The sequence below is a fragment of the Roseovarius sp. MBR-78 genome (assembly GCF_040547535.1).
Classification (GTDB): Bacteria; Pseudomonadota; Alphaproteobacteria; order Rhodobacterales; family Rhodobacteraceae; genus Roseovarius.
The window spans coordinates 34,068-57,318 of sequence record NZ_JBEPPX010000007.1 but is presented as its reverse complement, the minus strand read 5'-3'; the positions used below and the strand labels follow the sequence as shown (position 1 = coordinate 57,318).

Sequence of the window (23,251 nt, the reverse complement as noted above, 5' to 3'; positions counted from 1 at the left end):
GGCTTTGCTGTTTGGTGGCGGCGAAACACTAGGGGGGATGACGATGGTAACGCTGGACAATGATTTCGTGCGGGCGCAATTCCCGGCCTTTGCCGAGCCGTCGCTTGACGGTCAGGCGTTTTTCGAGAACGCGGGCGGCTCTTATACCTGCGCGCCGGTGATCGCTCGGCTGGAGCGCTATTACCGCAGCCGCAAGGTGCAGCCCTACGGCCCTTATGAGGCCAGCCGCCTTGCGGGCGAGGAGATGGACGAGGCACGGCAGAGGCTTGCGGCGATGCTGGGGATCGGCACTGACGAGCTGAGTTTCGGCCCCTCGACCAGCGCCAACACCTATGTTCTGGCGCAGGCGTTCCGGCAATGGATGGAGCCCGGCGATGCGATCATCGTCACCAACCAGGATCATGAGGCCAATTCCGGCCCGTGGCGGCGGCTGGCCGAGGCGGGCTTTGACGTGCGCGAATGGAAGGTCGACCCCGAGAGCGGCTTGCTCGATCCGGCGGACCTTGAAAACCTGCTGGATGAGCGGGTGCGGCTGGTGTGTTTCCCGCATTGCTCCAACGTGGTGGGCGCGGTCAACCCGGTTGTGGAGATCACCGCGGTGGCGCACGCGGCGGGGGCGTTTGTCTGCGTTGACGGGGTGAGCTATGCCCCCCACGGCCTGCCCGAGGTCGGGCGGATGGGGCCGGATATCTACCTGTTCTCGGCCTACAAGACCTATGGCCCGCATCAGGGCATCATGGTCATTCGTCGCGAGCTGGCGCGGCTCTTGCCCAATCAGGCGCATCATTTCAACGGCGACGTGCTTTACAAGCGGTTCACGCCTGCGGGGCCGGATCACGCGCAGGTGGCGGCCTGCGCGGGCATCGCCGATTATATCGACGCGCTGGCGGCACATCACGGCATCACCGGCAGCCCGACAGAGCGCAACAGGGGCGTGCATGACCTGATGCGCGCGCATGAGGTGGCGCTGTTGCAGCCGCTGCTCGATCATCTGAAGGAGCGCAATTCGGTGCGCCTTCTTGGCCCCGGCGATGCCGCCGCGCGCGCGCCCACGGTGGCGCTGGCGCTCGATCGCCCCGGTGCCGAGGCCGCCGCCGTGCTCGCGGCGCATGGCATCATGGCGGGGGGCGGCGATTTCTACGCGCAGCGCCCGCTCGGGGCGATGGGGATCGACCCCGGCCACGGCGTGCTGCGGCTCAGCTTCGTGCATTACACAAGCGCGGACGAGGTTGCCCGGCTGATGGTGGCGCTTGACGATATTCTTTGATCCGGTCCCCGGCCCCCCGCGTAACATATCGTAAACACGAGGGGCGGGGGATGTCTGGCATCAAACCGGTATTACTATGGCTGCGGCGTGATATGCGGCTGTCTGATCATCCCGCGCTGATTGCTGCCTGTGCGGATGGTGGGCCGGTGATCCCCGTCTTCATCCATGACGAGGGCGTCGAGGCCCTCGGGGCCGCGCCGAAATGGCGGCTGGGCCTGTCGCTGGCGGCGCTGGCGCGCGATCTGGAGGGGCGCGGCAGCCGGTTGATCCTGCGGCGGGGCAGGGCGCAAGAGGTGATCTTGTCGCTTGCCCGCGAACTGGGGGCGGGGGCGGTGCACTGGTCGCGGCTATATGATCCTGCATCCATCGCCCGCGACACCGAGATAAAGGCGGCTCTGACAGAGCGAAATATCAAGGCGCAAAGTCACAACGCGCACCTGTTGTTCGAGCCGTGGACCGTCGAGACCGGCACCGGCGGGTTCTACAAGGTCTACAGCCCGATGTGGCGCGCGGTGAAGGATCGCGAGGTGCCCGCGCCGCAACCCGCCCCGGCGCGCATGCCCGCGCCCGATGCATGGCCTGCAAGCGACCGGCTGGACGATTGGCGCATGGGCGCGGCGATGGATCGCGGCGCGGGCGTCTGCCTGCCCCATCAATGCGTGGGCGAGGGCGCGGCGCAGGACCGGCTTGGCGCGTTCATGGCGGGGGCCATCGGCCCCTACAAGGACGCGCGCAACAATCCCGGTATCGCGGGCACTTCGGGGCTGTCGGAAAATCTCACCTATGGCGAGATTTCCCCGCGCCAGTGCTGGCACGCGGGCAGGCGGGCGCTGCATGAGGGGGCGCAGGGGGCCGAGCATTGGCTCAAGGAACTGGTCTGGCGCGAATTTGCCTATCACCTGATCTATCACACGCCTGAAATCCTGCATCGCAACTGGCGGCAGGACTGGGACGCATTCCCGTGGTCAGAGACCGCAGATGCCGCCGTGCTACGTTGGAAACAGGGGCGCACCGGCGTGCCCTTCGTGGATGCGGCGATGCGCGAGATGTATGTCACAGGGCGGATGCACAACCGCGCGCGCATGAACGTGGCGTCATATCTCACCAAGCATATGATGGTGCATTGGCGGGTGGGTATGGACTGGTTCGCCGAGTGCCTGACCGATTGGGACCCGGCTTCGAACGCGATGGGATGGCAATGGACGGCAGGCTGCGGGCCGGACGCGGCCCCCTATTTCCGCGTGTTCAACCCCGAGACGCAATTGGCCAAATTCGACCCCGAGGGCGCCTATGCGCGGGCATGGATCGCCGAGGGGCAGGCGCGGCCCCCGGCCACGGCGCTGAGCTTTTTCGACGCGATCCCAAGGTCATGGGGCCTGTCGCCGGGCGATTCATACCCCGCCGCCCCGCTGGTCGGTCTGGCCGAGGGGCGCAAACGGGCCCTTGCGGCCTATGAGGCAAGGGAGTTCTGAGAATGAAGGATATGGCAAACGAGACCCGGCTGGCCAAGGCCGGCGCGCCCCGCCGCAGTATTGCGGGCGAGACCGGCTTGCCGCGCTATTTCGCGCGCTGCTTTGGCGTGGCGCAGGCGATGCGCGCCGGGCGGCTCGATATCGGCCTGCCCGATGGTCGGCTCTTTCGCGCCGAGGGGGCGGCACCGGGCATCAACGCGCGGATCGACATCCATGACGGCGATGTCTTCGCGCGGCTGGTGCGCGAGGGCTATCTGGGGTTTTGCGAGGCCTATCTTGATGGCGCGTGGTCCACGCCGGACCTGCAAGCCTTTCTCGACCTGCTGAGCGATGACAACGAGGGGCTTTATAACGGCTATCCGGGGCAGAAGATCGCGCAGTTTTACGAGCGCATTCGCTTCTGGTTCAAGCGCAATTCCAAGAGCCAGGCGCGGCGCAATATCGAATACCATTACGATCTGGGCAATGATTTCTACGCGCTCTGGCTCGATCGGACGATGACCTATTCCAGCGCCCTGTTCGAGACCGGAGACGAGGGCCTCGAGGCCGCGCAAACCGCCAAGTATCGCGCGATGGTCGATGCGCTGGGGGTGGGGCCGGGCGATCATGTGCTGGAAATCGGCTGTGGCTGGGGCGGGTTCGCCGAATATGCGGCCAGGGAGCGCGGCTTGCGCGTCACGGGCCTCACGATCAGCCCGTCGCAGCTTGCCTATGCGCAAAAACGCATGGATGAGGCCGGAATTGCCGATATGGTAGACCTGAAATTGCAAGACTACCGCGACGAGCGCGGCCAGTATGACGGCGTTGCCAGTATCGAGATGTTCGAGGCGGTGGGCGAGAAATATTGGCCGGTGTTTTTCAAGAGCCTGCGCGACCGCCTGAAACCCGGCGCACGGGCCTGCCTTCAGATCATCACGGTCGAGGATCACCGCTTTGCGGCTTACCGCAAGGACGTGGATTTCATCCAGAAATACATCTTTCCCGGCGGGATGCTGCCGGGGCCATCGGTGCTGCGGCAAGAGGTGGCGCGCGCGGGGCTGGCGGTGCTCGGATCGCGGGAATTCGGCGCGAGCTATTCCGAGACGCTGCGCCGCTGGCACGCGGGTTTTGACGCGCGTTGGCCCGAGATCGCGGCGCAGGGCTTTGATGCGCGGTTCCGGCGGATGTGGGATTTCTACCTTGCCTCTTGCGCGGCGGCGTTCAAAGGCGGTAGTTGCGATGTCACGCAGATCACGCTTGCAAGGCCCGGATGAATGCCCGTCACCGATACCATGCCCACCGCAGGAAAGCTTGTCGCCGCGATGGGGATGGGGGCGCTGGGCTGGATCGGGTCAGATCTCTATCGCCCGCTGGTTGAGGAAAGCACCGATTTCGGCTGGTTCAACTATGTCAATGTCGCGCTCGGGATGTTGTGTGCCTGGCGGGTGACCGGGCGGCGGCTGGGCTATGGCTATGCCACCGGCATCAGCGCCGGGCTGACGGGGATGGCTGCGCTGGTGTTCTGGGCGATATTTGTCCAGAGCCTTTACGAGATGCTGAGCCTCGCGCTTGACGGTCGGATCACGGGCGTTATGCGGGGCCTGTTCAAGATGTTTGATCTGGCTGCCGACTATGCGGTGGTGATGCTCGACGGCACCCTGATCGGGGTGCTGCTGGCGGGCGGGTTTCTTGTCGGCGCGGTGGCCGAGGCGGCGGAACGGCGCTGGTCGTGAGCGGGGCAGAGGCGCGATATCTGGCTGCGGTGCTGGGCGAGGGCCTGAGCGACGAGGTGCGGCGCGAGGCCGCCGGGGAGGTGTTGCGCGGCCATGCGCAGGGCGTGCCGGTGGCGGCGATGGCGGCGCGGCGGCATATGATCCTTGCCCGCGCCGCGTCGCGCATTGCCGCGCGCGCCACGCCCGCGCCTGTGGCCCTGCGCAGCGATACCCCCCGCGAGGCGGTGGCCGAGGCGGGTTGCGAGACCACCCATGACGGTTTTTTCCTCACCCGCCGCTACCGGCTGCGGCATCCGCGTTTCGATGGCGGGCAAAGCCCCGAGTTGCTGCGCGAGGTCTTTGTGGCGACCGACGCGGCGCTGGTTCTGCCCTATGATCCGGCGCGCGACCGGGTTCTGCTGGTCGAGCAGTTCCGCATGGGCCCCTATGGGCGCGGCGATCCGCTGCCGTGGCTTTTGGAGCCGGTGGCGGGGCGCGTGGATGGCGGCGAGACGCCCGAGGCCTGCGCCCGGCGCGAATGCGTCGAGGAGGCTGGGCTGGAATTGCAGCGGCTGGAAAAGATTTCCAGCCATTACTGCACACCGGGCTATTCCACGGAAATGTTTCATCTTTTCCTCGGGCTGTGCGATCTGCCCGAGGCGCGGCAGGGGCGGGGCGGGCTGGATACCGAGAACGAGGATATCCGCACCCATGTGATCGGCTTCGACGCCGCGATGGCGCTTGTGGCCAGCGGCGAGGCCAATAACGGGCCGCTGGTTCTGGGGCTTTTGTGGCTGGAGCGCGAGCGGGCGCGGCTGCGGGCGGCTGCTTGAGTTCCGCGCCGCGACCCCATACACCTTTGACAACGAACAAGACAGGAGCGAACGCGATGCGCATGGCACGGGACCTGGCAGAGGCCGTCGGCAACACCCCCCTTATCCGGCTCCGGCGCGCCAGCGAGGAGACGGGCTGCGAGATCTGGGGCAAGGCCGAGTTTCTCAACCCCGGCCAGTCGGTCAAGGACCGTGCCGCGCTCTATATAATCCGCGATGCGGTGGCGCGCGGCGATCTCAAACCCGGCGGCACCATCGTCGAGGGCACCGCCGGCAATACCGGCATCGGGCTGGCACTGGTGGGGGCGTCGATGGGGTTTCGCACCGTCATCGTGATCCCCGAGACGCAAAGCCAGGAGAAAAAGGACATGCTGCGGCTGGCCGGCGCAGACCTCGTGCAGGTGCCCGCCGCGCCCTACAAGAACCCAAATAACTATGTGCGTTATTCGGGCCGCCTGGCCGAGGAACTCGCGCGCAGCGAGGCCAATGGCGCGATCTGGGCCAACCAGTTCGACAACGTGGCCAACCGGCAGGCGCATGTGGAAACCACCGGCCCGGAGATATGGGAGCAGACCGGCGGCCGCGTTGACGGCTTCATCTGTGCCGTGGGCTCGGGCGGCACGCTGGCAGGGGTGGCGCAGGCGTTGCAGCCCAAGGGCGTCAAGATCGGGCTGGCCGATCCCGAGGGCGCGGGCCTCTATAAGATCTATACTGGCGAGGACAACCCCGGCGATTCGATCACCGAAGGCATCGGGCAGGGGCGCATCACCGCCAATCTTGAGGGCTTCACCCCCGATTTCGCCTGTCGCGTGCCCGATGCGGAGGCGCTGCCCATCGTGTTTGATCTGTTGAGCGAGGAGGGGCTGTGCATGGGCGGCTCGACCGGCGTCAACATCGCAGGTGCCATGCGCATGGCGCGTGAGATGGGGCCGGGGCACACGATCGTGACCGTGCTGTGCGATTTCGGCAATCGCTACCAATCCAAGCTCTGGAATCCCGAATTCCTGCGCGGCAAGGGGCTGCCGGTGCCCGGCTGGCTGACCGACGCACCGCGCTCGATTCCGGGGGTGTTCGTCGAATGAAACAGGCCTTTGTGGCGATATGGCTGGCGCTTGCCACGGCGCTGATGGGGACCGTGGGGGTGGCACCGCTGATCGGTGCGGCCCAGGCCCAGCAGGTGTTGAGCGGCGGGCCGGATTACGAGGCCTGGGAAAACCTCGCGGGCCGGGTCGAGGGCGCGCTGGAAAGCGGCGAGGTGGCGACGCAGGTGCTCGAGGAATTGCGCGGGCAGGTGGCCGAGTTTCGCCAGCAATTCACCGAGGCGCAAGGCGCCAATGCCACCACGATCAAGACCGTGCGCGACCAGCTTGCCGCCCTCGGCCCGCCGCCCGAGACCGGCGATGAGCCCGAAAATATCGCCGCGCAGCGCGAGGAGCTCAACCGACGGTTGACGCGGATCGAGGCACCGGTGCGCACCGCCGAGCTTGCCCGCAGCCGCGCCGAGGGGCTGATTGCCGGGATCGACGAGACCATCCGCGCGCGTGAGACGGCGGAATTGCTGCGGATCGGTCCGATGCCGGTCAACCCGCTGCACTGGCCCGACGCAGTGCGCGCGCTCTATCGGCTGACGGGCGATGTGAGCGCCGAGGTGGCCCGCTCGTGGCAAAGCCCGATCGAGCGCACGATCCTGCGCGACAACCTGCCGGTGATCGTGGTCTGGGCGCTTCTGGGGCTGGTGCTGCTGGCGCGGGGGCGGCGCTGGTCGGTGCGGCTGATGCAGCGGCTGGTGGGCGAGGCCCCGAGCGCGGGGCGCTGGATCGCGAGCTTTGTCGTTTCTCTGGGCGAGTGGCTGCTGCCCTATGCCGGCATTTACGCTCTGGTGCGCGCGATCTCTGCCTCGGGGATGACCGGGGTGCGGGGCGACCTGCTGCTTGGCACCTTGCTACCTGCGGCCTTTATCCTGCTCTTGGCGCGCTGGCTGGCGCAGCGCGTGTTTCCGCGCCACGAGCCGCGCGGCCCGGTGCTGAGCCTCGATGACCGCTGCCGCTATTCGGGGCGGCTTTACGGGGCGTTGCTGGGGCTGGTGGTGGCGGCGTTCCATTTCATACAGGCGGTGACCGAAGGCGCGCGATGGAGCGAGGCTGCGACCAATGTGGTGATCTTCCCGGTGCAGGTTCTGACAGGCCTGTTGCTGTGGCGGATCGCGGCGCTGCTTGGCCTGCATGCCCGCGCCTGCGCGGCCGAGAATGACGGCGAGGCGGGCCTGTCGGGCCGGGTGGCGCGGCTGGTGGCGCGGCTGGTGCTGGCGGTGGCGGTGATCGGGCCGCTCTTGGCGGCGGTGGGCTATGTCAAGGCGGCGCAGGCGCTGATGCTGCCCGCTGCACTGTCGCTGATGCTGCTGGCGGCGCTGGTGATCCTGCAACGGCTCTTGACCGAGCTTTACGTGATGGCGACGGGCAACCGCGACGGGGCCGCCGAGTCGCTGGTGCCTGTCCTGGCGGGCTTTGCCGTCATCGTGCTGTCGCTGCCGGGATTCGCGCTGATCTGGGGCGCGCGGCAGGCACAGCTTGTTGAGGTCTGGACAAGCTTTACCCAAGGGGTGAGCCTTGGCGGCGTGCAGATATCGCCGGTCGTCTTCGTCACCTTCGCCGCCGTCTTCGCGCTGGGCTATATCACCACGCGGCTGGTGCAGGGGGCGCTGCGCAACACCATCCTGCCCAAGACGCGGCTTGATACCGGCGGGCGCAACGCGATCGTGTCGGGCACCGGCTATGTCGGGATATTCCTCGCCGCCGTGATCGCGATCACCAGCGCGGGGATCGACCTCAGCTCGCTCGCGATCGTCGCGGGCGCGCTCTCGGTCGGGATCGGTTTTGGCCTGCAAAACATCGTGTCGAATTTCGTCTCAGGCATCATCCTTTTGATCGAGCGGCCGATTTCCGAGGGCGACTGGATCGAGGTGGGCGGCCAGCACGGCTATGTCAAATCCATCTCGGTGCGCTCTACCCGGATCGAGACCTTTGACCGCACCGACGTGATCGTGCCCAATGCCGATTTCGTCAGCGGCACGGTGACCAACTATACCCGTGGCAACACGGTGGGCCGGGTGATCGTGCCGGTGGGCGTGGCCTATGGCTCTGACACCCGCCGGGTCGAGGCGATCCTGCGCGAGGTGGCCGAGGCGCATCCGATGGTGCTCATGGCACCGGCCCCCAACGTGGTGTTTCGCGGCTTCGGCGACAGCGCGCTCGATTTCGAAATCCGCGCCATCCTGCGCGATGTGAACTGGGTGATGACCGTGCATTCCGACATGAACCACGAGATCGCCCGGCGTTTTGCCGAGGAGGCGATCGAGATCCCCTTTCCGCAACAGGATGTGTGGTTCCGCAACGCGATGCCTGCGGCGGGGCGGCCCGGTGCGGCGGTGGTGCCAGAGGTTGAGGCCCCCGCGGCGGCACCGAGCGCCGCGCCGGTGCAAAAGACCGAGGCCGATTTCGAGAGCGGAGACAACGGTGATGCGGGCGGGGACGGGCGATGACGGATATGCTTTACCGTGATGATCCCTATCTGGCCGAGGCCGGGGCGCGGGTGATGGCGCATACGCCCGAGGGCGGCGTGGTGCTTGACCGGACGATCTTTTATCCCACCGGTGGCGGGCAGCCCGGCGATAGCGGGCGGCTTGAGTGGGACGGGGGCGGCGTGAGCGTGGCCACCAGTGTGCGCACCGACGAGGGCCGGATCGCGCTGGTGCCCGGAGAGCCGCTGGCGCTGCCGCCGGTGGGGGCAGAGCTGTGGCAGGTGCTCGACTGGCAGCGGCGGCACCGTTTCATGCGGATGCACACGGCGCTGCACCTTCTGTCGGTGGTGATCCCGTTGCCGGTGACCGGCGGGCAGGTGGGCGAGGTGCGCTCGCGGCTCGATTTCGACATGCCCGAGGCCCCGCAGGACCGCGAGACGCTGGAGACTTATCTCAACATGCTGGTGGATCGCGATCTGGCCGTGACCGAGGGCTGGATCACCGATGCCGAGCTTGACGCCGATCCCGGCCTCGTCAAGACCATGTCCGCCGCGCCGCCGCGCGGGGCCGGGCGGGTGCGGCTCATCGCCATCGGCGCGGGCGAGGACCGGGTCGATCTTCAGCCCTGCGGCGGCACCCATGTGGCGCGCACCGGCGAGATCGGCACCCTGCGGCTTGGCAAGATCGAGAAGAAGGGCCGCCAGAACCGCCGGGTCTATCTGCACCTCGACGGGTGAGGGCGGAGGCGGGGAGGTCGGATGGGAGGCTGGTGCTGCCATTCGCCCCCTGCCCCCCGCACGGTACAAGGCGCGCCTTGGCGCGCCGCCGCGCGAGCGGTCATGCCGAAGGCATGCCTCCGGCATGACCCGCCCGGACGGGCGGGCGCTTTTGCAACGTGGCATCCCTCACAATCGTTCAAGTATTTTGCGCCATAAAGCGCCCGCCACAACCGTTATCGCGCCCACCCGCGGTCGGGCACTCGCGCGGCTCTGCACGTCATATAGAACGCCCCCTCCTGGCCAGACCTTTACCCCCCATCACGCCGCCGGGCGGGTGGCGTTCAGCTCTTCCTCGGTTTCCGGCAGGCCCTCGCGCGACAACAGCACCGCGATCGGGCGCAGCCCCGGCACATGGCTGAACACGATCATCGCGCCGACCATGATCGGCACCGCGAGGAACATCCCCGGTATCCCCCAGACCGCCCCCCAGAACGCCAGGCTGATGATGATCCCGAAGGACGACACCCGCAGCGCGCGGCCCATCAGCATCGGGTCGATCACGTTGCCGGCGACGAACTGGATGCCGGCGACGATGGCGAAAATGCCAAGCGTCACCGGCCCTTCGCCCAGTTGCACGAAGGTCACCAGCGCCACCAGCACCGTCGCCACGATCGAGCCGATGGCGGGGATGTAGTTGAGCACGAATGTGAGGATGCCAAGCGCGCCCGCGAGATCGAGATCGAAGCCGCGCGCCACGCCGTAGACCATAAGCCCGGTCACCGCGCTGACCAGCGTCTTGACCAGCAGGTAATGGTTCACCCGGTGGATGATCGAGCCGATGATGCGCCCGGCGCGGTCGGCTTGCGCGCGGTCGCCCAGCAGGCTTTGGAGCTTGGTATCGAACCAGACCCGCTCGGCAAAGAGAAAACCCACGAAGAGGATCACCAGCACCGTGCCCTGCATCAGGCTGCCCGCTTGGCCTGCGATGGTTCGCAGATAGCCCGCGACATCGAAGGTCGCCACCGCTTGGCGCACCGCCACTTCGGCCTGTGGCCCCAGCCACGAGACGGCGGCGGCCAGCGCTTCGGGGGCGCGGTCGGCATAGGCGATGGTGGTCGAGAGCACCGTGTTGGCCTGCGACAGGATGATCGCCGAGAGGCTGAGCAGCGCCGCCGAGATCAGCACCAGCGCGGTGATGCTGGCGAGCCAGTTGGGGATGCGCGCCGGGCCAATGCGCATCCGGGCGATGGAATTGATCGCGTCGGAGGTGAGGCTGAAGAGGATGATCGCGGTGGCCAGCGAAATCAGCAGGAACCGCGCCTGCACCAGCAGGAACAGCACCACCGCGAAGGCGATGATGAGCTGCGCGGCGGTGCGGATACGCTGGAAATCCTGCGTCTCGGGGGGGGTGTATCGGGGCGTGGTCACGGCTGCGGACGCTCGTTTCTCGGGTGATCTGGCGGATGTCCCCCACTATCGGGAAAAACCGGGGAAGATCAATCGCGCACGGGCATTATCAGGGTGATTGCGAGGGTGTCGGCGTGGGATGTGACCTCTATCGCGGCATCGCCCTGCGCGATTCTGGCGGCGAGCAGGTGAAATTCGATGCGGCGCGGATCGGCCTCGGGCAGGGCCGCGCGCCCCGCCAGCCCGTCCCACAGCATGGGCTCGGGCAGGCCAAGCGGGCCGGTGACCGTCACTGTGATACGCGCGCCCCCCGCGCGTGCAACGACGAGCGCGCCGCCGCGCGGCAGCGCCTGCGCCGCGCAGAGCACCGCCAGCGCGACAAGCTGCGCGTCGGGCCGCGCCAGCGGGCCGTCAAGCGCCCAGTCGAGGTGCAGCCGGGGGCGCGCGGCGAGATGGCCGCGCACGGTGGCCCCCAGCGCGCGGGCGTCGAGCGCCTCGCCCGCGCCGACGGTGCCAAAGGCCATGCGCAGCATTTCCAGCGTGGCGCGCGCGCCGGTCAGGCTGTCGCGTAGCAGCGCCATTTCCTCGGGGCCGCAGCCGCCCGGCATGTCGGTGAGAAATTCAAGCCCGGTCAGCGCCGCGCCGATCGGGCTTGCGAGATCGTGGCAGATGCGCGAGCCTACCATCGCGGCAAGCCGGGGATCATCCTGCGGCATGGGCGATACCGGGAGCGGGGCAAGGCATGATCGGGATGAATGCGGTGCTGGAGCCGGGGATGCTGGTGGAAAACCCCGCCCGCCCCGATTGGGGCGTGGGGCAGGTGCAATCCAATATCGGCGGGCGCATCACGGTGACCTTTCGCGAAGAGGGCAAGGTGGTGATCGACGGCAACCGCGTGGCGCTGTTGCCTGTCCATGATGGCTGATCGAGGTTAGCAAACGGTTAACCCCTATGATATCACGGCGGCGGCCCTGCGGCCAGTGGCGCGTTGCAACCGGCCCCGCGCCTGCGTAGAAGCCGGGACATGCCCAGCCAGACGCAGCAGAGACGAGGCCGATGACCGCACCCGCCCCCCGATTCCGTGTCGAGATCGCCCGTGATGCCGCCGATATCGAGGCCGCGCAGCGCCTGCGCTACGAGGTCTTCGTCGAGGAACTGGGCGGCGACGGGCCGCTTGTCGATCATGATGCGCGGCTGGAGCGCGACCGGTTCGATCCGTTCTTCGATCACCTGATCCTGCGCGATACCGCGCGGGGCGGCGCGGTGGTCGGGGTCTACCGGCTGTTGCAAGGCGAGGCGGCGGCGCGCGCCGGGCAATTCTATTCCGAGGATGAATATGATCTTGCGCGCCTGCGCGCGAGCGGGCGGCGCCTGTTGGAGCTTGGGCGCTCTTGCGTGGCGCGGCCCTATCGCGGGGGCGAGGCGCTCTATCATCTCTGGCAGGGGCTGGCGCGCTATGTCGATCAGCACCGGATCGAGGTGCTGTTCGGCGTGGCGAGCTTTCACGGCACCGATGTGGCCGCGCTGGCGCAGCCGCTGTCGCTCTTGCATTACCGCCATCTTGCGCCGCCCGCGCTGCGGGTGCGCGCGCGGCCGGGGCATTTTCAGCCGATGGACCTGGTGCCCGAGGCGGCGCTTGACCGCGCCGTGGCGATGCGCGCCGTGCCTGCGCTCATCAAGGCCTATCTGCGGCTGGGCGGCTGCGTCGGCGAGGGGGCCTATGTCGATCACGCGTTCAACACCACCGATGTCTGCCTGGTGATGGATACCGCGCTGCTGAGCGCGCGGCAGCGCGCGATGTATACGCGCGGGGGGGCCGGTGGCACCGGGGGCGCCGCCGGGGGCGCGGCGTGAGCGTCACCTGGCAGTCATCCGCCCCCCCGCCCGAGATGCCACGCACGCGCGGGCATTGGCGGCGGGTGGCCTGGCGGGGCGGGCGTATCGCGCTGGTGATCGGCGCGGGGGTGCTGGCGACGCTGGCGCTGCGGCTGGCCGAGCGGCCCCTGCATGGGCCGGCGCGGCCCTGGACGCCCGCGATCACGGTCTGGGTCTGCCGCCGGGTGCTGGCGATCCTCGGGATCGGCCATGTGATCGAGGGCAAACCCCTGCAAGGCCCCGGCGCGGTGGTGTGCAACCATGTCTCCTGGCTCGATATCTTCGCGCTCAATGCGCGCAAGCGGGTGTATTTCGTGTCCAAGGCCGAGGTGGCGGGCTGGCCCGGCATCGGCTTTCTCGCGCGGCTCGTCGGCACGGTGTTCATCACCCGCGATGCGCGCGCGGCGCGCGGGCAGACGGAGCTTTTGCAGGAACGATTGGGCGCGGGGCGGCGGCTCTTGTTCTTTCCCGAGGGGACGAGCACCGACGGGATGCGCCTGCGCCCGTTCAAATCGACGCTGTTCCAGGCGCTTTGCGCGGCGGGGGAGGGCGGCGCGGGCGGCGGGCTGTGGGTGCAGCCGGTCACGCTGGTCTACGAGGCCCCCGAGGGGGCGGATGCGCGGGCCTATGGCTGGTGGGGCGACATGGCGTTCGGCAGCCACCTTGTCACGGTGCTGGGGATGGCGCGGCAGGGTCGGGTGCGCGTGATCTGCCACGCGCCGTTGGCGGCGGGCGATTTCGAGGGTCGCAAGGCGCTGGCGGCGGCCTGCGAACGCGCGGTGCGCGCGGGATTGCCCGAGGATCGGCGCGGGGTGTGACGCGCGTCCTCGCGCGCCTTGCCTGTAATATTCTTCGTAACAGGGCCGACAACGAAGCCGCCGCATAAATGGACATATCTATCGGCAACTGTGGCATATGTCGGTTTTGAGTTGTTCATATCTATTGTTGTCTAGGAAATTGATGTCAGCCTGCTCCTTCTGAATACAGTGGACACCGATATGCCATAACAGACTGCGGCGCTGCGCGAAGCCTGCTCTTGCGCGGCGGGATTGCTGCTTTTGTGACTGCGGGGGCATCGCGTCGAACCCGGAGACGCAGATGTCAGACGGGCCGCCCGCGCGCCCTATCCCATCGCGTCGATGAGGCGGGCGAGGGCGGCTTCGGCGTCGTCCTCGCGCCAGATTTCCTCGCCGAAGGCCAGGAAATCGGCCACCGGGGCGAGGGCGGTGACGGTGGCCGCGTCGAGCGCGCCCTCGGCCACCACCGGCAATTCGATCATCTCGGACCACCATTCAAACGTCTCGTGTTCTACCCGTTCGCCGCTGCCGAGCGCGGTCTGCCCTGCCGGGCCGAAGGCCACGTAATCGGCCCCCGCCTCGCCCGCCGTGATCCCGTCATGGCGCGAGGTGCCGCAGAACGCCCCGACGATGGCCTCGGGGCCGAGCGCCTTGCGCGCCGCGCGCACGCCGCGCGCACCATCGGCCAGGTGCACCCCATCGAGGCCCAGCCGTTCGACAAGGCCGGTATGGCGCTCGATCACCACCGCCACGTCGCGGGCATGGGCCACCTCGCGGCAGGTCTCGGCGGCGCGCGCCACGGCATCCTCGTCACCCGAGGCAAGCGCCACCCGCAGGCAGGCCACGGGATGCGCGTCGAGCACCAAAGCGAGCCGGTCCGCGAAGGGCGCCGGATCGAAGGCGGGGGGCGTGATGAGATAGATCTGCGGCTGCTCGGCTTGGGTCATGGGGCGCGCTCCGGTGTGGTCTGGCGGCTGTCTTAGCGGGGAATTGCGCGCTTGGCCATGACCCGCCGTCGCAGTCGGGGGGCAAATCGGCACTGGCACGCCGGGGCGGGGGTGCCTATTCTCAGGGTCAGTGGATAAAGGGACGGTGCGTGGCGATTGCAGGGCTGGCCGAGGGGCTGACGCGACAGATCGAGGGGATGGGCGCGCTCTTCGAGCCGGTAATCCGGCTCGGCGTCACGGGCCTTGCGCGCGCGGGCAAGACCGTGTTCATCACCGCGCTGGTGGCCAACCTGCTGGAGCGCGGGCGCATGACCGGGCTGGCGGCGGCGGGCGAGGGGCGCATCCTTGCGGCCTATCTGCAACCGCAGCCCGATGTCACGCTGCCGCGCTTTGATTTCGAGACGCATCTGGCGGCGCTGACCGGCCCCGAGCCGCATTGGCCCGAGAGCACGCGCGCGGTCTCGGAGCTTCGCCTGTCGCTCAGGGTGCAGCCTGCGGGGATGCTGGCGGGCGTGACCGGGCCGCGCACGGTGCATCTTGATATCGTCGATTACCCCGGCGAATGGCTGCTCGATCTGGCGCTTCTGGACAAGAGCTATGGAGACTGGTCGCGCGAGGCATTGGCGCGTGCCGAGGCCCGCGCCGAGGGGGCCGGGTGGTGCAAGGCGCTGGCCGGGGTCGATCCGGCGGCGGCGCATGACGAGGGCCGCGCGCGGGGCCTTGCAGCGGCGTTCACCGCCTATTTGCACGCCGCGCGCAAGGCAGGCCATGCCGATTGCACGCCGGGGCGGTTTTTGCTGCCCGGCGATCTGGCGGGCGCGCCGGTGGTGACATTCGCGCCCCTGCCCGAGGTGGCGGGCGCGCCGCGCGGCAGCCTTGGTGCGGAAATGGCGCGGCGGTTCGAGGCCTATAAGCGCGAGGTGGTGCGGCCCTTCTTTCGCGCGCATTTCGCGCGGATCGACCGGCAGGTGGTGCTTGTCGATCTGCTCGACGCGATCCATCAGGGCCCCCGTGCTGTCGAGGAGACCCGCCTTGCGATGGCCGATATCCTCGCCACCTTCCGCCCCGGCCGCAACGCGTTTCTCACCCGGCTGATGCAGGGGCGGCGGGTGGAGCGGCTCTTGTTTGCCGCGACCAAGGCCGACCACCTGCACCACGCGCAGCACCCGCGCCTTGCCGCGATCATGGAGGCGATGCTGCGCGGGGCGCGCGACCGGGCGCAATTCGCCGGGGCCGATGTGCGCAGCATGGCCATTGCCGCGCTGCGCGCCACGGTCGAGGAGACCCGCCGCCATGAGGGCCGCGAGGTGGAGTGCGTGCGCGGGCGCGCGGCGGATGGCGCGGGCGGGCAGGTGGCGTTTTATCCCGGTGCGTTGCCCGGCGATCCGGCGGCGATCCTGGCATCGGCGCGCGCAGGCGCGGCGCGCTGGCCCGAGGGCGATTTCGGCGCGCAGCGGTTCGCGCCCGCGCGGCTGAGCCTGCGCCCCGGCGAGGGGCCGCCGCATATCCGGCTTGACCGGGCGGTTGAGTTCCTGATCGGGGACCGGCTGTGATCCTCTCTCGCGCACATATCTGGGACGTGCCCCGGCTGGCCGTGATCCTGTGGGGCGCGACGCGTGCGGTGCCCGGCGCGGCCTGCGCGCGCGGCCATGCAGATGATCTGTGGCTTCTGGGCCGGGTGACATGGCAGGGCCGGGTGCAGGTGGCTCGCGCGGGGGGGCGGATCGCGGGGTTCCTGCTGCGCGATGGCAGCCGCGTTCACGCGCTATATGTCGCGCCGGAATGGCGCGGGCAGGGGGTGGGGCGTGCCCTGCTGCGCGATGCGCAGGCGCGCGCGGGCGCGCTTGATCTTTGGGTGCTGGCCGAGAACCTGCGCGCGCGGCGGTTCTATCGCGGGGCGGGGTTTGCCGAGGCCGGGCATGACGGCCAGGGCGGCGGCAATGACGAGGGCTTGCCGGATATCCGCATGGTCTGGACAGGCGAGGAGGCGGGGGCATGAGCAGGGGGCCGATCCTGATCGAGATCGAGGGCGACGATGAGGCCGCGCCCGACCGCGCGCCGCCGGTGCCCGAGGCCGAGGCCGCGCCCGAGGGAAGGGCGATGCGCGCGGCCATGGCGGGGCTGGCGCGGCGGCCCTCATGGCTGGCGCGCGCCTTTTGGGGGTTGGCGCTGGCGCTCATTGGCGTGGTGGTGTCGGTCGCGGCGTGGGATTTTGCCATGGCGCTGCTGGAGCGGTCGCCGCTTTTGGGCCGGGTGGTCACCGGGCTGGGCGTGGCGCTGGGGGTCGTGGCGCTGGTGATCGCGCTGCGCGAGGCGGCGGGATTTGCCCGGCTGGGGCGGCTTGATGCGCTGCGCGCGGCGGCCGGGGCGGCGCGGGCCGAGGGCGACCTGGGCGCGGCGCGGGCGGTGGTGGCGCGGTTGCGGCGGCTTTATGCCGCGCGGCCCGAGGCCGCGTGGGGGCTGGCGCGGCTCGATGAGCGGGCGGGCGAGCAGGTGGAGGCCGATGCGCTGCTGGCGCTGGCAGAGGCCGAGATTCTTGCGCCGCTGGATACGGCGGCGCTGCGCGAGGTGGAATTGGCCGCGCGGCAGGTGGCGCTGGTGACCGCGCTGGTGCCGCTGGCGCTGGCGGATGTGGTCGCGGCGCTGGTGGCCAACCTGCGGATGATCCGTGCCGTGGCCACGATCTATGGCGGGCGCACCAGCACGCTGGGGAGCTGGCGGCTGGCGCGGGCGGTGGTGGCGCATCTGGTGGCCACCGGCGCGGTGGCGGTGGGCGATGACATGATCAGCAGCGTGGCGGGCGGCGGCGTGGTCTCGAAACTGTCGCGCCGGTTCGGCGAGGGCGTGGTCAACGGCGCGCTCACCGCGCGGGTGGGGCTGGCGGCGATGGAGTTGTGCCGCCCGCTGCCGCGCCTCGCCGTGTCGCGCCCGACGGTGACGGGCGTGCTGCGCCGCGCGTTGGCGGGGCTGTTTGCAAGGGGTGAGGGCTGAGGCGGTGGCGTTGTCCTGCGCGCTGAGCGCGCCTTAGCGCAGTTTGGGCACGCCGTCGGGCAGGGTCTCTCGGTCCACGACGGCGGCGCGCATCGAGCGTCCGATCCGGTGCGCCAGCGCCGACCACGCGGCGGCCTGATCGGGGGACAGCTCGCGCGCGAGGGTGGCGTCGAAAAGCGCCAGCCAGGTCGAGAACATCCCCGGCTGCACATTGCCCGCGCGCAGGTGGACGGCGACCGGATTGCCGTCATATCCGCGCTCGTGCAGGATGGTGTTGGCCCAGAAATCGGTGATCCGCGCCTCATGCGCGGGCCAGTCGGTGACATGCGCGGCAAAGACCGGCCCGAGGCCGGGATGGGCGCGCACGGCGGCATAGAACGCCGCCACCACCCGCGCGATCTCGGGGCGGGTGAGGGGGAAACGCGGGGGCAGGGCGGTGCTCATGGGGTTTATGTGGCCTGCCGGGCGGGCCAAGGCAAGCCATGTGGGGGGCGAGTGCCCTTGATCAGGGGAGGACACGGGGCGCAAGGCCGGTCATGTCCACCCGTCCCCGCCCTCCTGTCGCACGCGCATATCCTTGCGGAACGCGGCTGACATCCACAGGACCATCGGCACGGTGGTTTGTTCGGACGGCGCGATCCAATACGGGGCCGCATGGAGATACAACCCGCTCTCGCCAAGCGATTCGCCATGATCGGAGACGTAGACAAGCGATGTATCGAGATCGGGGCGTGCATCCAGAAGGTCGATGATGCGTGACAATTGCCGGTCGGTATAGGCCACCGCGTTGTCATAGGCGTTGATAACGCTCTCGCGCGAGCAATTGGCAACCATCGGATCGCGACATTCGGGCAGGAAGCGCGCGAAATCCGGGGGATAGCGTTCGAAATAGGCCGGGCCGTGATTGCCGATCTGATGCATCACGATTACCGTATCGTGGTGGATCTCGGGCAGGATTTCGCTCAGATGCCTGGTCAGGATACCATCGTTGCATTCCCCGTTCACGCAATATTCCGGGTCGGTGGCGTGGTTGTAATTGGTATAGGGGACGCGCTCCGCCACTCCCATGTCGCCGGTATTGGCGTCCCACCATTCGATGTCGTAACCCGCGCGCGCGAGCACATCGAGCAGGTTCTCGCGCGACCGCGCCGCCGCGTAGCTGAACTCCTCGCGCGTAAGGTTCGAGAACATGCAGGGGATGGATACCGAGGTGGACGTGCCGCAGGCCCTGACCCCGGCGAGGTTCACGACATCGCGCTTGCGCAATTCCGGCGTGGTGTCGCGGGCGTAACCGCTCAGCCCCCAATTCGCATTGCGCAGGGTTTCACCGACGACAAGCACCATCAGTGTCGGTTTACCCGACCGGGTCTTGACCGGTCCGTTGTGCGCGTTGAGGGCGACAGGCTGAAATTCCATCGCGCGTGTCGCGCGGATCATTTCGACGTATTTTCCCACGCTTCGCACTGGCCCTATCGGGTGCAGGATACCGCGCACGCCGCGCGATTGCTTGAGCGCAAAGCTGTAATATTGGTAGTTGCTGAAGGCGATGGCTAGAAATAGCCCGCCGGTCACGATCAGTGCTCCGACGTGCCACAGGCAAGAGCGCAGCAAGGGCCGATGCGTCACCCGCACCGCCAGGATCAGCAGCGAGGGCAGCACCGCGAGCGCTGCCATGTAACCGAGGAACTCGGGTGTCACGAGCGCGCCTGCCTCGTTCGCGGTGGTGTTGAGCGTGTTCTGGATCATCTCGCGATCCACGATGATCCCGAGGGTTTCGTGGAAATAAGAGGCCGCAGCCGCGATGAAGATATTCGCGATCAGGAACGGCTTGATAAGCCAGCGATTCCCCAGAATCAGCAGGTAGAACACGGTCAACGCCCAGATCGCGATCACGAACAGGGCGAAGAAGGCCGGGTTGGCCTGCATCAGATCGTAGCACCGCGTCCAGAAAGAGATATTGAATGCGGCCAGCAGCCAGATGCTCGTGAGCAGGGCCAGCCCGATGCCCGACATGCGCGGGCGCATCTCGTGGAGCCGTGACAGCAAGGCGTGCCGGAACGGCGTCGGGGTTGCTTGCATGTCGGGCAACGGGTTCACTCCACGGCTGGGGACATGTGACTACTCATCCTGTTACAGTCCCTAACCGAATTGGGTCAGGATCGGGCAGGTGCGAGGATGACGCACTCGGCAGAAAAGCGCCGAATGGCAGCCGCAGTAACGGCAAGGGGGCCTGAGTCGTGCACGGGCCCCGGCGCGCAAGCGCGATGGGGTGCGGTTCGGGGGGCTTTGCCACGAAAACGGCTGCCTGTCCCTCTGGACGCCTGCGGGGCGCGCGCCTATAAGGCGGCGCATGATCCACGCCATAGCGATCATCATTCGAATTACATGCCCGGCGCTCTGACACAATCGAGCCGCCGGGACATAAGGCGTTCGAGCCATCGCGCCACCCCAACCATACATCCCGAGACCTGACGAAGGACGCCACCCATGTGCGCCGATATGCCCGATTACAAAGCCACGCTGAACCTGCCCGAAACCGATTTCCCGATGCGCGCGGGGCTGCCTGCGCGCGAGCCCGACTGGCTGGCCCGCTGGGCGCGGATCGGGGTTTATGATCGGCTGCGGGAGACTGCCGAGGGGCGCACGCCCTTCACCCTCCATGACGGCCCGCCCTATGCCAACGGCCACCTGCATATCGGCCACGCCTTGAATAAAATCCTCAAGGATATGGTGGTGCGCTCGCAGCAGATGATGGGCCGCGACGCGCGCTATATCCCCGGTTGGGATTGTCATGGGTTGCCGATCGAGTGGAAGATCGAAGAGCAATACCGCGCGCGAGGTAAAAACAAGGACGAGGTGGATATCGTTGATTTCCGTCAGGAATGCCGGAAATTCGCCGAAGGCTGGATCGACATTCAGCGCGAGGAATTCAAGCGGCTGGGCATCACCGGCGCGTGGGAGCGCCCGTATCTGACGATGGATTTCCGCGCCGAGCGGATCATCGCGGAAGAGTTCCAGAAATTCCTGATGAATGGCACGTTGTATCAAGGCTCCAAGCCGGTGATGTGGTCGCCGGTGGAAAAGACCGCGCTGGCCGAGGCGGAGGTGGAATATCACGACAAGGAGAGTTTCACGGTTTGGGTGAAGTTTCGGGTGGCGGGAGTGGATAATGATAAAATCCAACCGCCGGGGGGGGCTGCAAGGCGCCGTGAGGAGGCTGGACCAATTACACAGGAGGTCGTCTCAGACCTTCTGGAACAGGCAGGTGCTCAGATCGCCAAAAGAAAAGATGTCGCAGAAAAAGCCGCTTCTGAGCTTATCGGTTCGTCCGTCGTGATCTGGACCACGACGCCCTGGACTATCCCCTCCAACAAGGCCGTCGTTTACGGTTCCGAAATCTCTTACGGGCTATATGAGGTGACTGACACGCCCGCAGAATGCTGGGCCAAGGTTGGTGAGAGGTATCTCTTGGCGGACAAACTTGCAGAGGATGTGATGACACGCGCGCGGCTGGAGCCGTCAATGTATCGACGTGTGCGCGACGTGACGGCCGAGGAGTTAAGTGGTTTGAGCCTCTCGCACCCGCTGGCAGGGGCCGAGGGCGGCAATGGCGAATGGGACGACCCCCGCGATTTCCGCGCCGCCGATTTTGTCACCGACGAGGAAGGCACCGGCTTTGTGCATTGCGCGCCGTCGCACGGGATGGAGGAATACGAGCTTTACCGGGGTCTCGGGATGCTCGATCAGGTCATCACCTATAACGTGCTCGACGATGGCTCTTTCCGCCCTGACCTGCCGTTCTTTGGCGGCAAGTTCATCCTTGATCGCAAGGGGAAAGAGGGCAACGCCAACAAGGCGGTGATCGACAAGCTGATCGAGGTCGGCGGTCTGCTCGCGCGCGGCAAGATCAAGCACAGCTATCCGCATAGCTGGCGCTCCAAGGCGCCGGTGATCTATCGCAACACGCCGCAATGGTTTGCCGCGATTGATCGCCCCGTGGGCGACGGGCAGGATCAATATGGCACCACGATCCGCGAGCGCGCGCTGCGCTCGATTGACGAGTTGGTGACATGGACCCCCAAGACCGGGCGCAACCGGCTTTATTCGATGATCGAAGCGCGGCCCGATTGGGTGCTCTCGCGGCAACGCGCTTGGGGCGTGCCGCTGACCTGTTTTGTCAGGAACGGCGCGCAACCCACGGATTCGGATTATCTTTTGCGCAACGAAGAGGTCAACGCGCGCATCCTTTCGGCGTTCGAGGCCGAGGGCGCGGATGCGTGGTACAAGGACGGCGCGAAAGAGCGGTTCCTGGACGGCATCGTTGATCCCGACGAGTGGCGCAAGGTCGATGACATCCTCGATGTGTGGTTCGATAGCGGTTCCACCCATGCCTTCGTGCTGCGCGACCGCGCGGATGGCTCCGAGGACGGCATGGCCGATCTTTACCTCGAAGGCACCGATCAGCATCGCGGCTGGTTCCATTCCTCGATGCTGCAAGCCTGCGGCACGATGGGGCATGCGCCCTATCGCGGGGTGCTGACGCATGGCTTCACGCTCGATGAGAAGGGCAACAAGATGTCCAAATCATTGGGTAATACCGTCGCCCCCGAGGCGGTGATCAAGCAATACGGTGCCGATATCCTGCGGCTCTGGGTGGCGCAGGCGGATTACACCGCCGATCTGCGCATCGGGCCGGAGATCCTGAAAGGCGTCGCCGACAGCTATCGCCGCCTTCGCAACACGATGCGCTTCATGCTGGGGGCGCTCGCGCATTTCTCAGAGGCCGACCCGGTGGAGCCCTCGGACATGCCCGAGCTGGAACGGTGGGTGCTGCACCGGCTGGCGGAACTCGATCACAAGGTGCGCACGGGCTATGCCGCCTATGATTTTCAGGGCGTGTTCCAGCAGATTTTCAATTTCTGCACGCTCGATCTGAGTGCGTTCTACTTCGATATCCGCAAGGATGCGCTCTATTGCGACGGCGATACCGCGCGCCGCCGAGCCGCGCGCACGGTGATGGACCTGCTGTTTCACCGGCTGACCACATGGCTCGCGCCGGTGCTGGTGTTCACGATGGAGGATGTCTGGCTCTCGCGCTTCCCCGGCGAGGAGAATTCCGTGCACCTGACCGACATGCCCGAGACGCCTGCCGACTGGCTGAATGAGCCGCTGGCGGCGAAATGGGCCGGGCTGCGGCGCGCGCGGCGGGTGGTGACGGCGGCGCTTGAGGTGCAGCGCGCGGACAAGGTCATCGGCGCGAGCCTCGAGGCGGCCCCGGTGGTGCATGTGCGCGACGCAGAGACGCTCGCGGCGCTGAAAACGGTGGATTTCGCCGATATCTGCATCACCTCCGACATCGTGCTCAGCGGCGATCCGCGCCCCGACGAGGCATTCCGCATGCCCGAGGTAGAGGATATCGGCGTTGTCTTTGAGCGCGCCGAGGGCGAGAAATGCCAGCGCTGCTGGAAGGTCCTGCCCGATGTCGGTCGGCACGCGCATCCCGGCACCTGCAAGCGCTGCTCCGAGGCGCTTGGTTAAGGTCCGGCATCTGGCAGGTGCTGCCTTGGGGATGGCATGACCTGCCAAGTTGCAAAAGCGCCCGCCCGTCCGTCTGGGCGGTCGGGCGCTGCGCGGCGGCGTGCAAGCACGCCTTGACTCCGCGCGGGGGGCAAGCCTTGAACGCCCGCTACAGGCCCTGAACGTCCCCCGTCACGGTAGCAGGCGCTGCCCGACCG

Annotated in this window: 20 protein-coding genes; 15 read left to right on the top strand and 5 right to left on the bottom strand. The window is 67.5% G+C overall.

What is annotated here, in order from left to right; all coding sequences use genetic code 11:
• Positions 1 to 43 precede the first annotated feature (43 nt).
• Genes ABIE58_RS07415 through ABIE58_RS07380 form a run of 8 tightly spaced genes read left to right on the top strand, consistent with a single transcriptional unit; the run spans position 44 to position 9,517 of the window.
• Entirely contained in the window at positions 44 to 1,267 is a 1,224-nt protein-coding gene (locus ABIE58_RS07415; RefSeq protein WP_354544071.1) for an aminotransferase class V-fold PLP-dependent enzyme, read from the top strand.
• A gap of 50 nt (positions 1,268 to 1,317) precedes the next feature.
• Positions 1,318 to 2,739 (top strand): cryptochrome/photolyase family protein, encoded by a 1,422-nt coding sequence (locus ABIE58_RS07410; RefSeq protein WP_354544070.1) that lies wholly within the window; start codon positions 1,318 to 1,320, stop codon positions 2,737 to 2,739.
• A gap of 11 nt (positions 2,740 to 2,750) precedes the next feature.
• On the top strand, positions 2,751 to 3,992 hold the full coding sequence (locus ABIE58_RS07405; RefSeq protein WP_354544190.1) for a class I SAM-dependent methyltransferase: 1,242 nt from the start codon (positions 2,751 to 2,753) through the stop codon (positions 3,990 to 3,992).
• Positions 3,993 to 4,451 (top strand): TrgA family protein, encoded by a 459-nt coding sequence (locus tag ABIE58_RS07400; protein WP_354544069.1) that lies wholly within the window; start codon positions 3,993 to 3,995, stop codon positions 4,449 to 4,451.
• Positions 4,448 to 5,263 (top strand): NUDIX domain-containing protein, encoded by an 816-nt coding sequence (locus tag ABIE58_RS07395; RefSeq protein ID WP_354544068.1) that lies wholly within the window; start codon positions 4,448 to 4,450, stop codon positions 5,261 to 5,263. The genes ABIE58_RS07400 and ABIE58_RS07395 overlap by 4 nt, the downstream gene beginning before the upstream one ends.
• 56 nt (positions 5,264 to 5,319) lie before the next feature.
• Complete coding sequence (locus ABIE58_RS07390) at positions 5,320 to 6,345, top strand: cysteine synthase A (RefSeq protein ID WP_354544067.1); 1,026 nt, start codon at positions 5,320 to 5,322, stop codon at positions 6,343 to 6,345.
• Positions 6,342 to 8,801 (top strand): DUF3772 domain-containing protein, encoded by a 2,460-nt coding sequence (locus ABIE58_RS07385; RefSeq protein WP_354544066.1) that lies wholly within the window; start codon positions 6,342 to 6,344, stop codon positions 8,799 to 8,801. The genes ABIE58_RS07390 and ABIE58_RS07385 overlap by 4 nt, the downstream gene beginning before the upstream one ends.
• Positions 8,798 to 9,517 carry an alanyl-tRNA editing protein gene (locus ABIE58_RS07380; protein WP_354544065.1) on the top strand — a complete coding sequence of 240 codons (720 nt, stop codon included), beginning with the start codon at positions 8,798 to 8,800 and terminating at the stop codon, positions 9,515 to 9,517. The genes ABIE58_RS07385 and ABIE58_RS07380 overlap by 4 nt, the downstream gene beginning before the upstream one ends.
• A gap of 300 nt (positions 9,518 to 9,817) precedes the next feature.
• Here ABIE58_RS07380 and ABIE58_RS07375 read toward each other — a convergent pair whose 3' ends face one another.
• Together ABIE58_RS07375 and ABIE58_RS07370 are read right to left on the bottom strand one after the other, a co-directional pair.
• Positions 9,818 to 10,927, bottom strand: coding sequence for an AI-2E family transporter (locus ABIE58_RS07375; protein WP_354544064.1), 1,110 nt, complete (start codon positions 10,925 to 10,927; stop codon positions 9,818 to 9,820).
• Between the two features lie 68 nt (positions 10,928 to 10,995).
• Complete coding sequence (locus tag ABIE58_RS07370; protein ID WP_354544063.1) at positions 10,996 to 11,622, bottom strand: histidine phosphotransferase family protein; 627 nt, start codon at positions 11,620 to 11,622, stop codon at positions 10,996 to 10,998.
• Between the two features lie 26 nt (positions 11,623 to 11,648).
• Between ABIE58_RS07370 and ABIE58_RS07365 the strand changes: the two genes are divergently transcribed.
• The 3 genes from ABIE58_RS07365 to olsA all read left to right on the top strand — a co-directional run bounded on the left by ABIE58_RS07365 (position 11,649) and on the right by olsA (position 13,599).
• Positions 11,649 to 11,831 (top strand): DUF3553 domain-containing protein, encoded by a 183-nt coding sequence (locus ABIE58_RS07365; RefSeq protein WP_354544062.1) that lies wholly within the window; start codon positions 11,649 to 11,651, stop codon positions 11,829 to 11,831.
• Between the two features lie 131 nt (positions 11,832 to 11,962).
• Positions 11,963 to 12,760 carry an L-ornithine N(alpha)-acyltransferase gene (olsB, locus tag ABIE58_RS07360; protein WP_354544061.1) on the top strand — a complete coding sequence of 266 codons (798 nt, stop codon included), beginning with the start codon at positions 11,963 to 11,965 and terminating at the stop codon, positions 12,758 to 12,760.
• The gene (gene olsA, locus ABIE58_RS07355; protein WP_502950074.1) at positions 12,757 to 13,599 is read left to right on the top strand and encodes a lyso-ornithine lipid O-acyltransferase; all 843 of its coding nucleotides are present in this window, start codon (positions 12,757 to 12,759) and stop codon (positions 13,597 to 13,599) included. The genes olsB and olsA overlap by 4 nt, the downstream gene beginning before the upstream one ends.
• Before the next feature lie 305 nt (positions 13,600 to 13,904).
• Here olsA and ABIE58_RS07350 read toward each other — a convergent pair whose 3' ends face one another.
• The gene (locus tag ABIE58_RS07350; protein WP_354544060.1) at positions 13,905 to 14,525 is read right to left on the bottom strand and encodes a thiamine phosphate synthase; all 621 of its coding nucleotides are present in this window, start codon (positions 14,523 to 14,525) and stop codon (positions 13,905 to 13,907) included.
• A 149-nt stretch (positions 14,526 to 14,674) separates the two neighbouring features.
• On the opposite strand from ABIE58_RS07350, the gene ABIE58_RS07345 reads away from it, so the two are divergent.
• From ABIE58_RS07345 to ABIE58_RS07335, 3 genes are read left to right on the top strand one after another with little or no spacing between them, the layout of a single operon-like run.
• Positions 14,675 to 16,078, top strand: coding sequence for a YcjX family GTP-binding protein (locus ABIE58_RS07345; RefSeq protein ID WP_354544059.1), 1,404 nt, complete (start codon positions 14,675 to 14,677; stop codon positions 16,076 to 16,078).
• Positions 16,075 to 16,524 carry a GNAT family N-acetyltransferase gene (locus tag ABIE58_RS07340; RefSeq protein WP_354544058.1) on the top strand — a complete coding sequence of 150 codons (450 nt, stop codon included), beginning with the start codon at positions 16,075 to 16,077 and terminating at the stop codon, positions 16,522 to 16,524. The genes ABIE58_RS07345 and ABIE58_RS07340 overlap by 4 nt, the downstream gene beginning before the upstream one ends.
• Positions 16,521 to 17,516 (top strand): YcjF family protein, encoded by a 996-nt coding sequence (locus tag ABIE58_RS07335; protein ID WP_354544057.1) that lies wholly within the window; start codon positions 16,521 to 16,523, stop codon positions 17,514 to 17,516. The genes ABIE58_RS07340 and ABIE58_RS07335 overlap by 4 nt, the downstream gene beginning before the upstream one ends.
• A gap of 33 nt (positions 17,517 to 17,549) precedes the next feature.
• Here ABIE58_RS07335 and ABIE58_RS07330 read toward each other — a convergent pair whose 3' ends face one another.
• Both ABIE58_RS07330 and ABIE58_RS07325 read right to left on the bottom strand, forming a co-directional pair.
• On the bottom strand, positions 17,550 to 17,960 hold the full coding sequence (locus tag ABIE58_RS07330) for a group III truncated hemoglobin (protein ID WP_354544056.1): 411 nt from the start codon (positions 17,958 to 17,960) through the stop codon (positions 17,550 to 17,552).
• A gap of 90 nt (positions 17,961 to 18,050) precedes the next feature.
• Positions 18,051 to 19,595, bottom strand: coding sequence for a phosphoethanolamine transferase (locus ABIE58_RS07325; protein WP_354544055.1), 1,545 nt, complete (start codon positions 19,593 to 19,595; stop codon positions 18,051 to 18,053).
• A gap of 408 nt (positions 19,596 to 20,003) precedes the next feature.
• On the opposite strand from ABIE58_RS07325, the gene ileS reads away from it, so the two are divergent.
• Positions 20,004 to 23,054, top strand: coding sequence for an isoleucine--tRNA ligase (gene ileS, locus ABIE58_RS07320; RefSeq protein WP_354544054.1), 3,051 nt, complete (start codon positions 20,004 to 20,006; stop codon positions 23,052 to 23,054).
• The last annotated feature ends 197 nt before the right edge of the window (positions 23,055 to 23,251 follow it).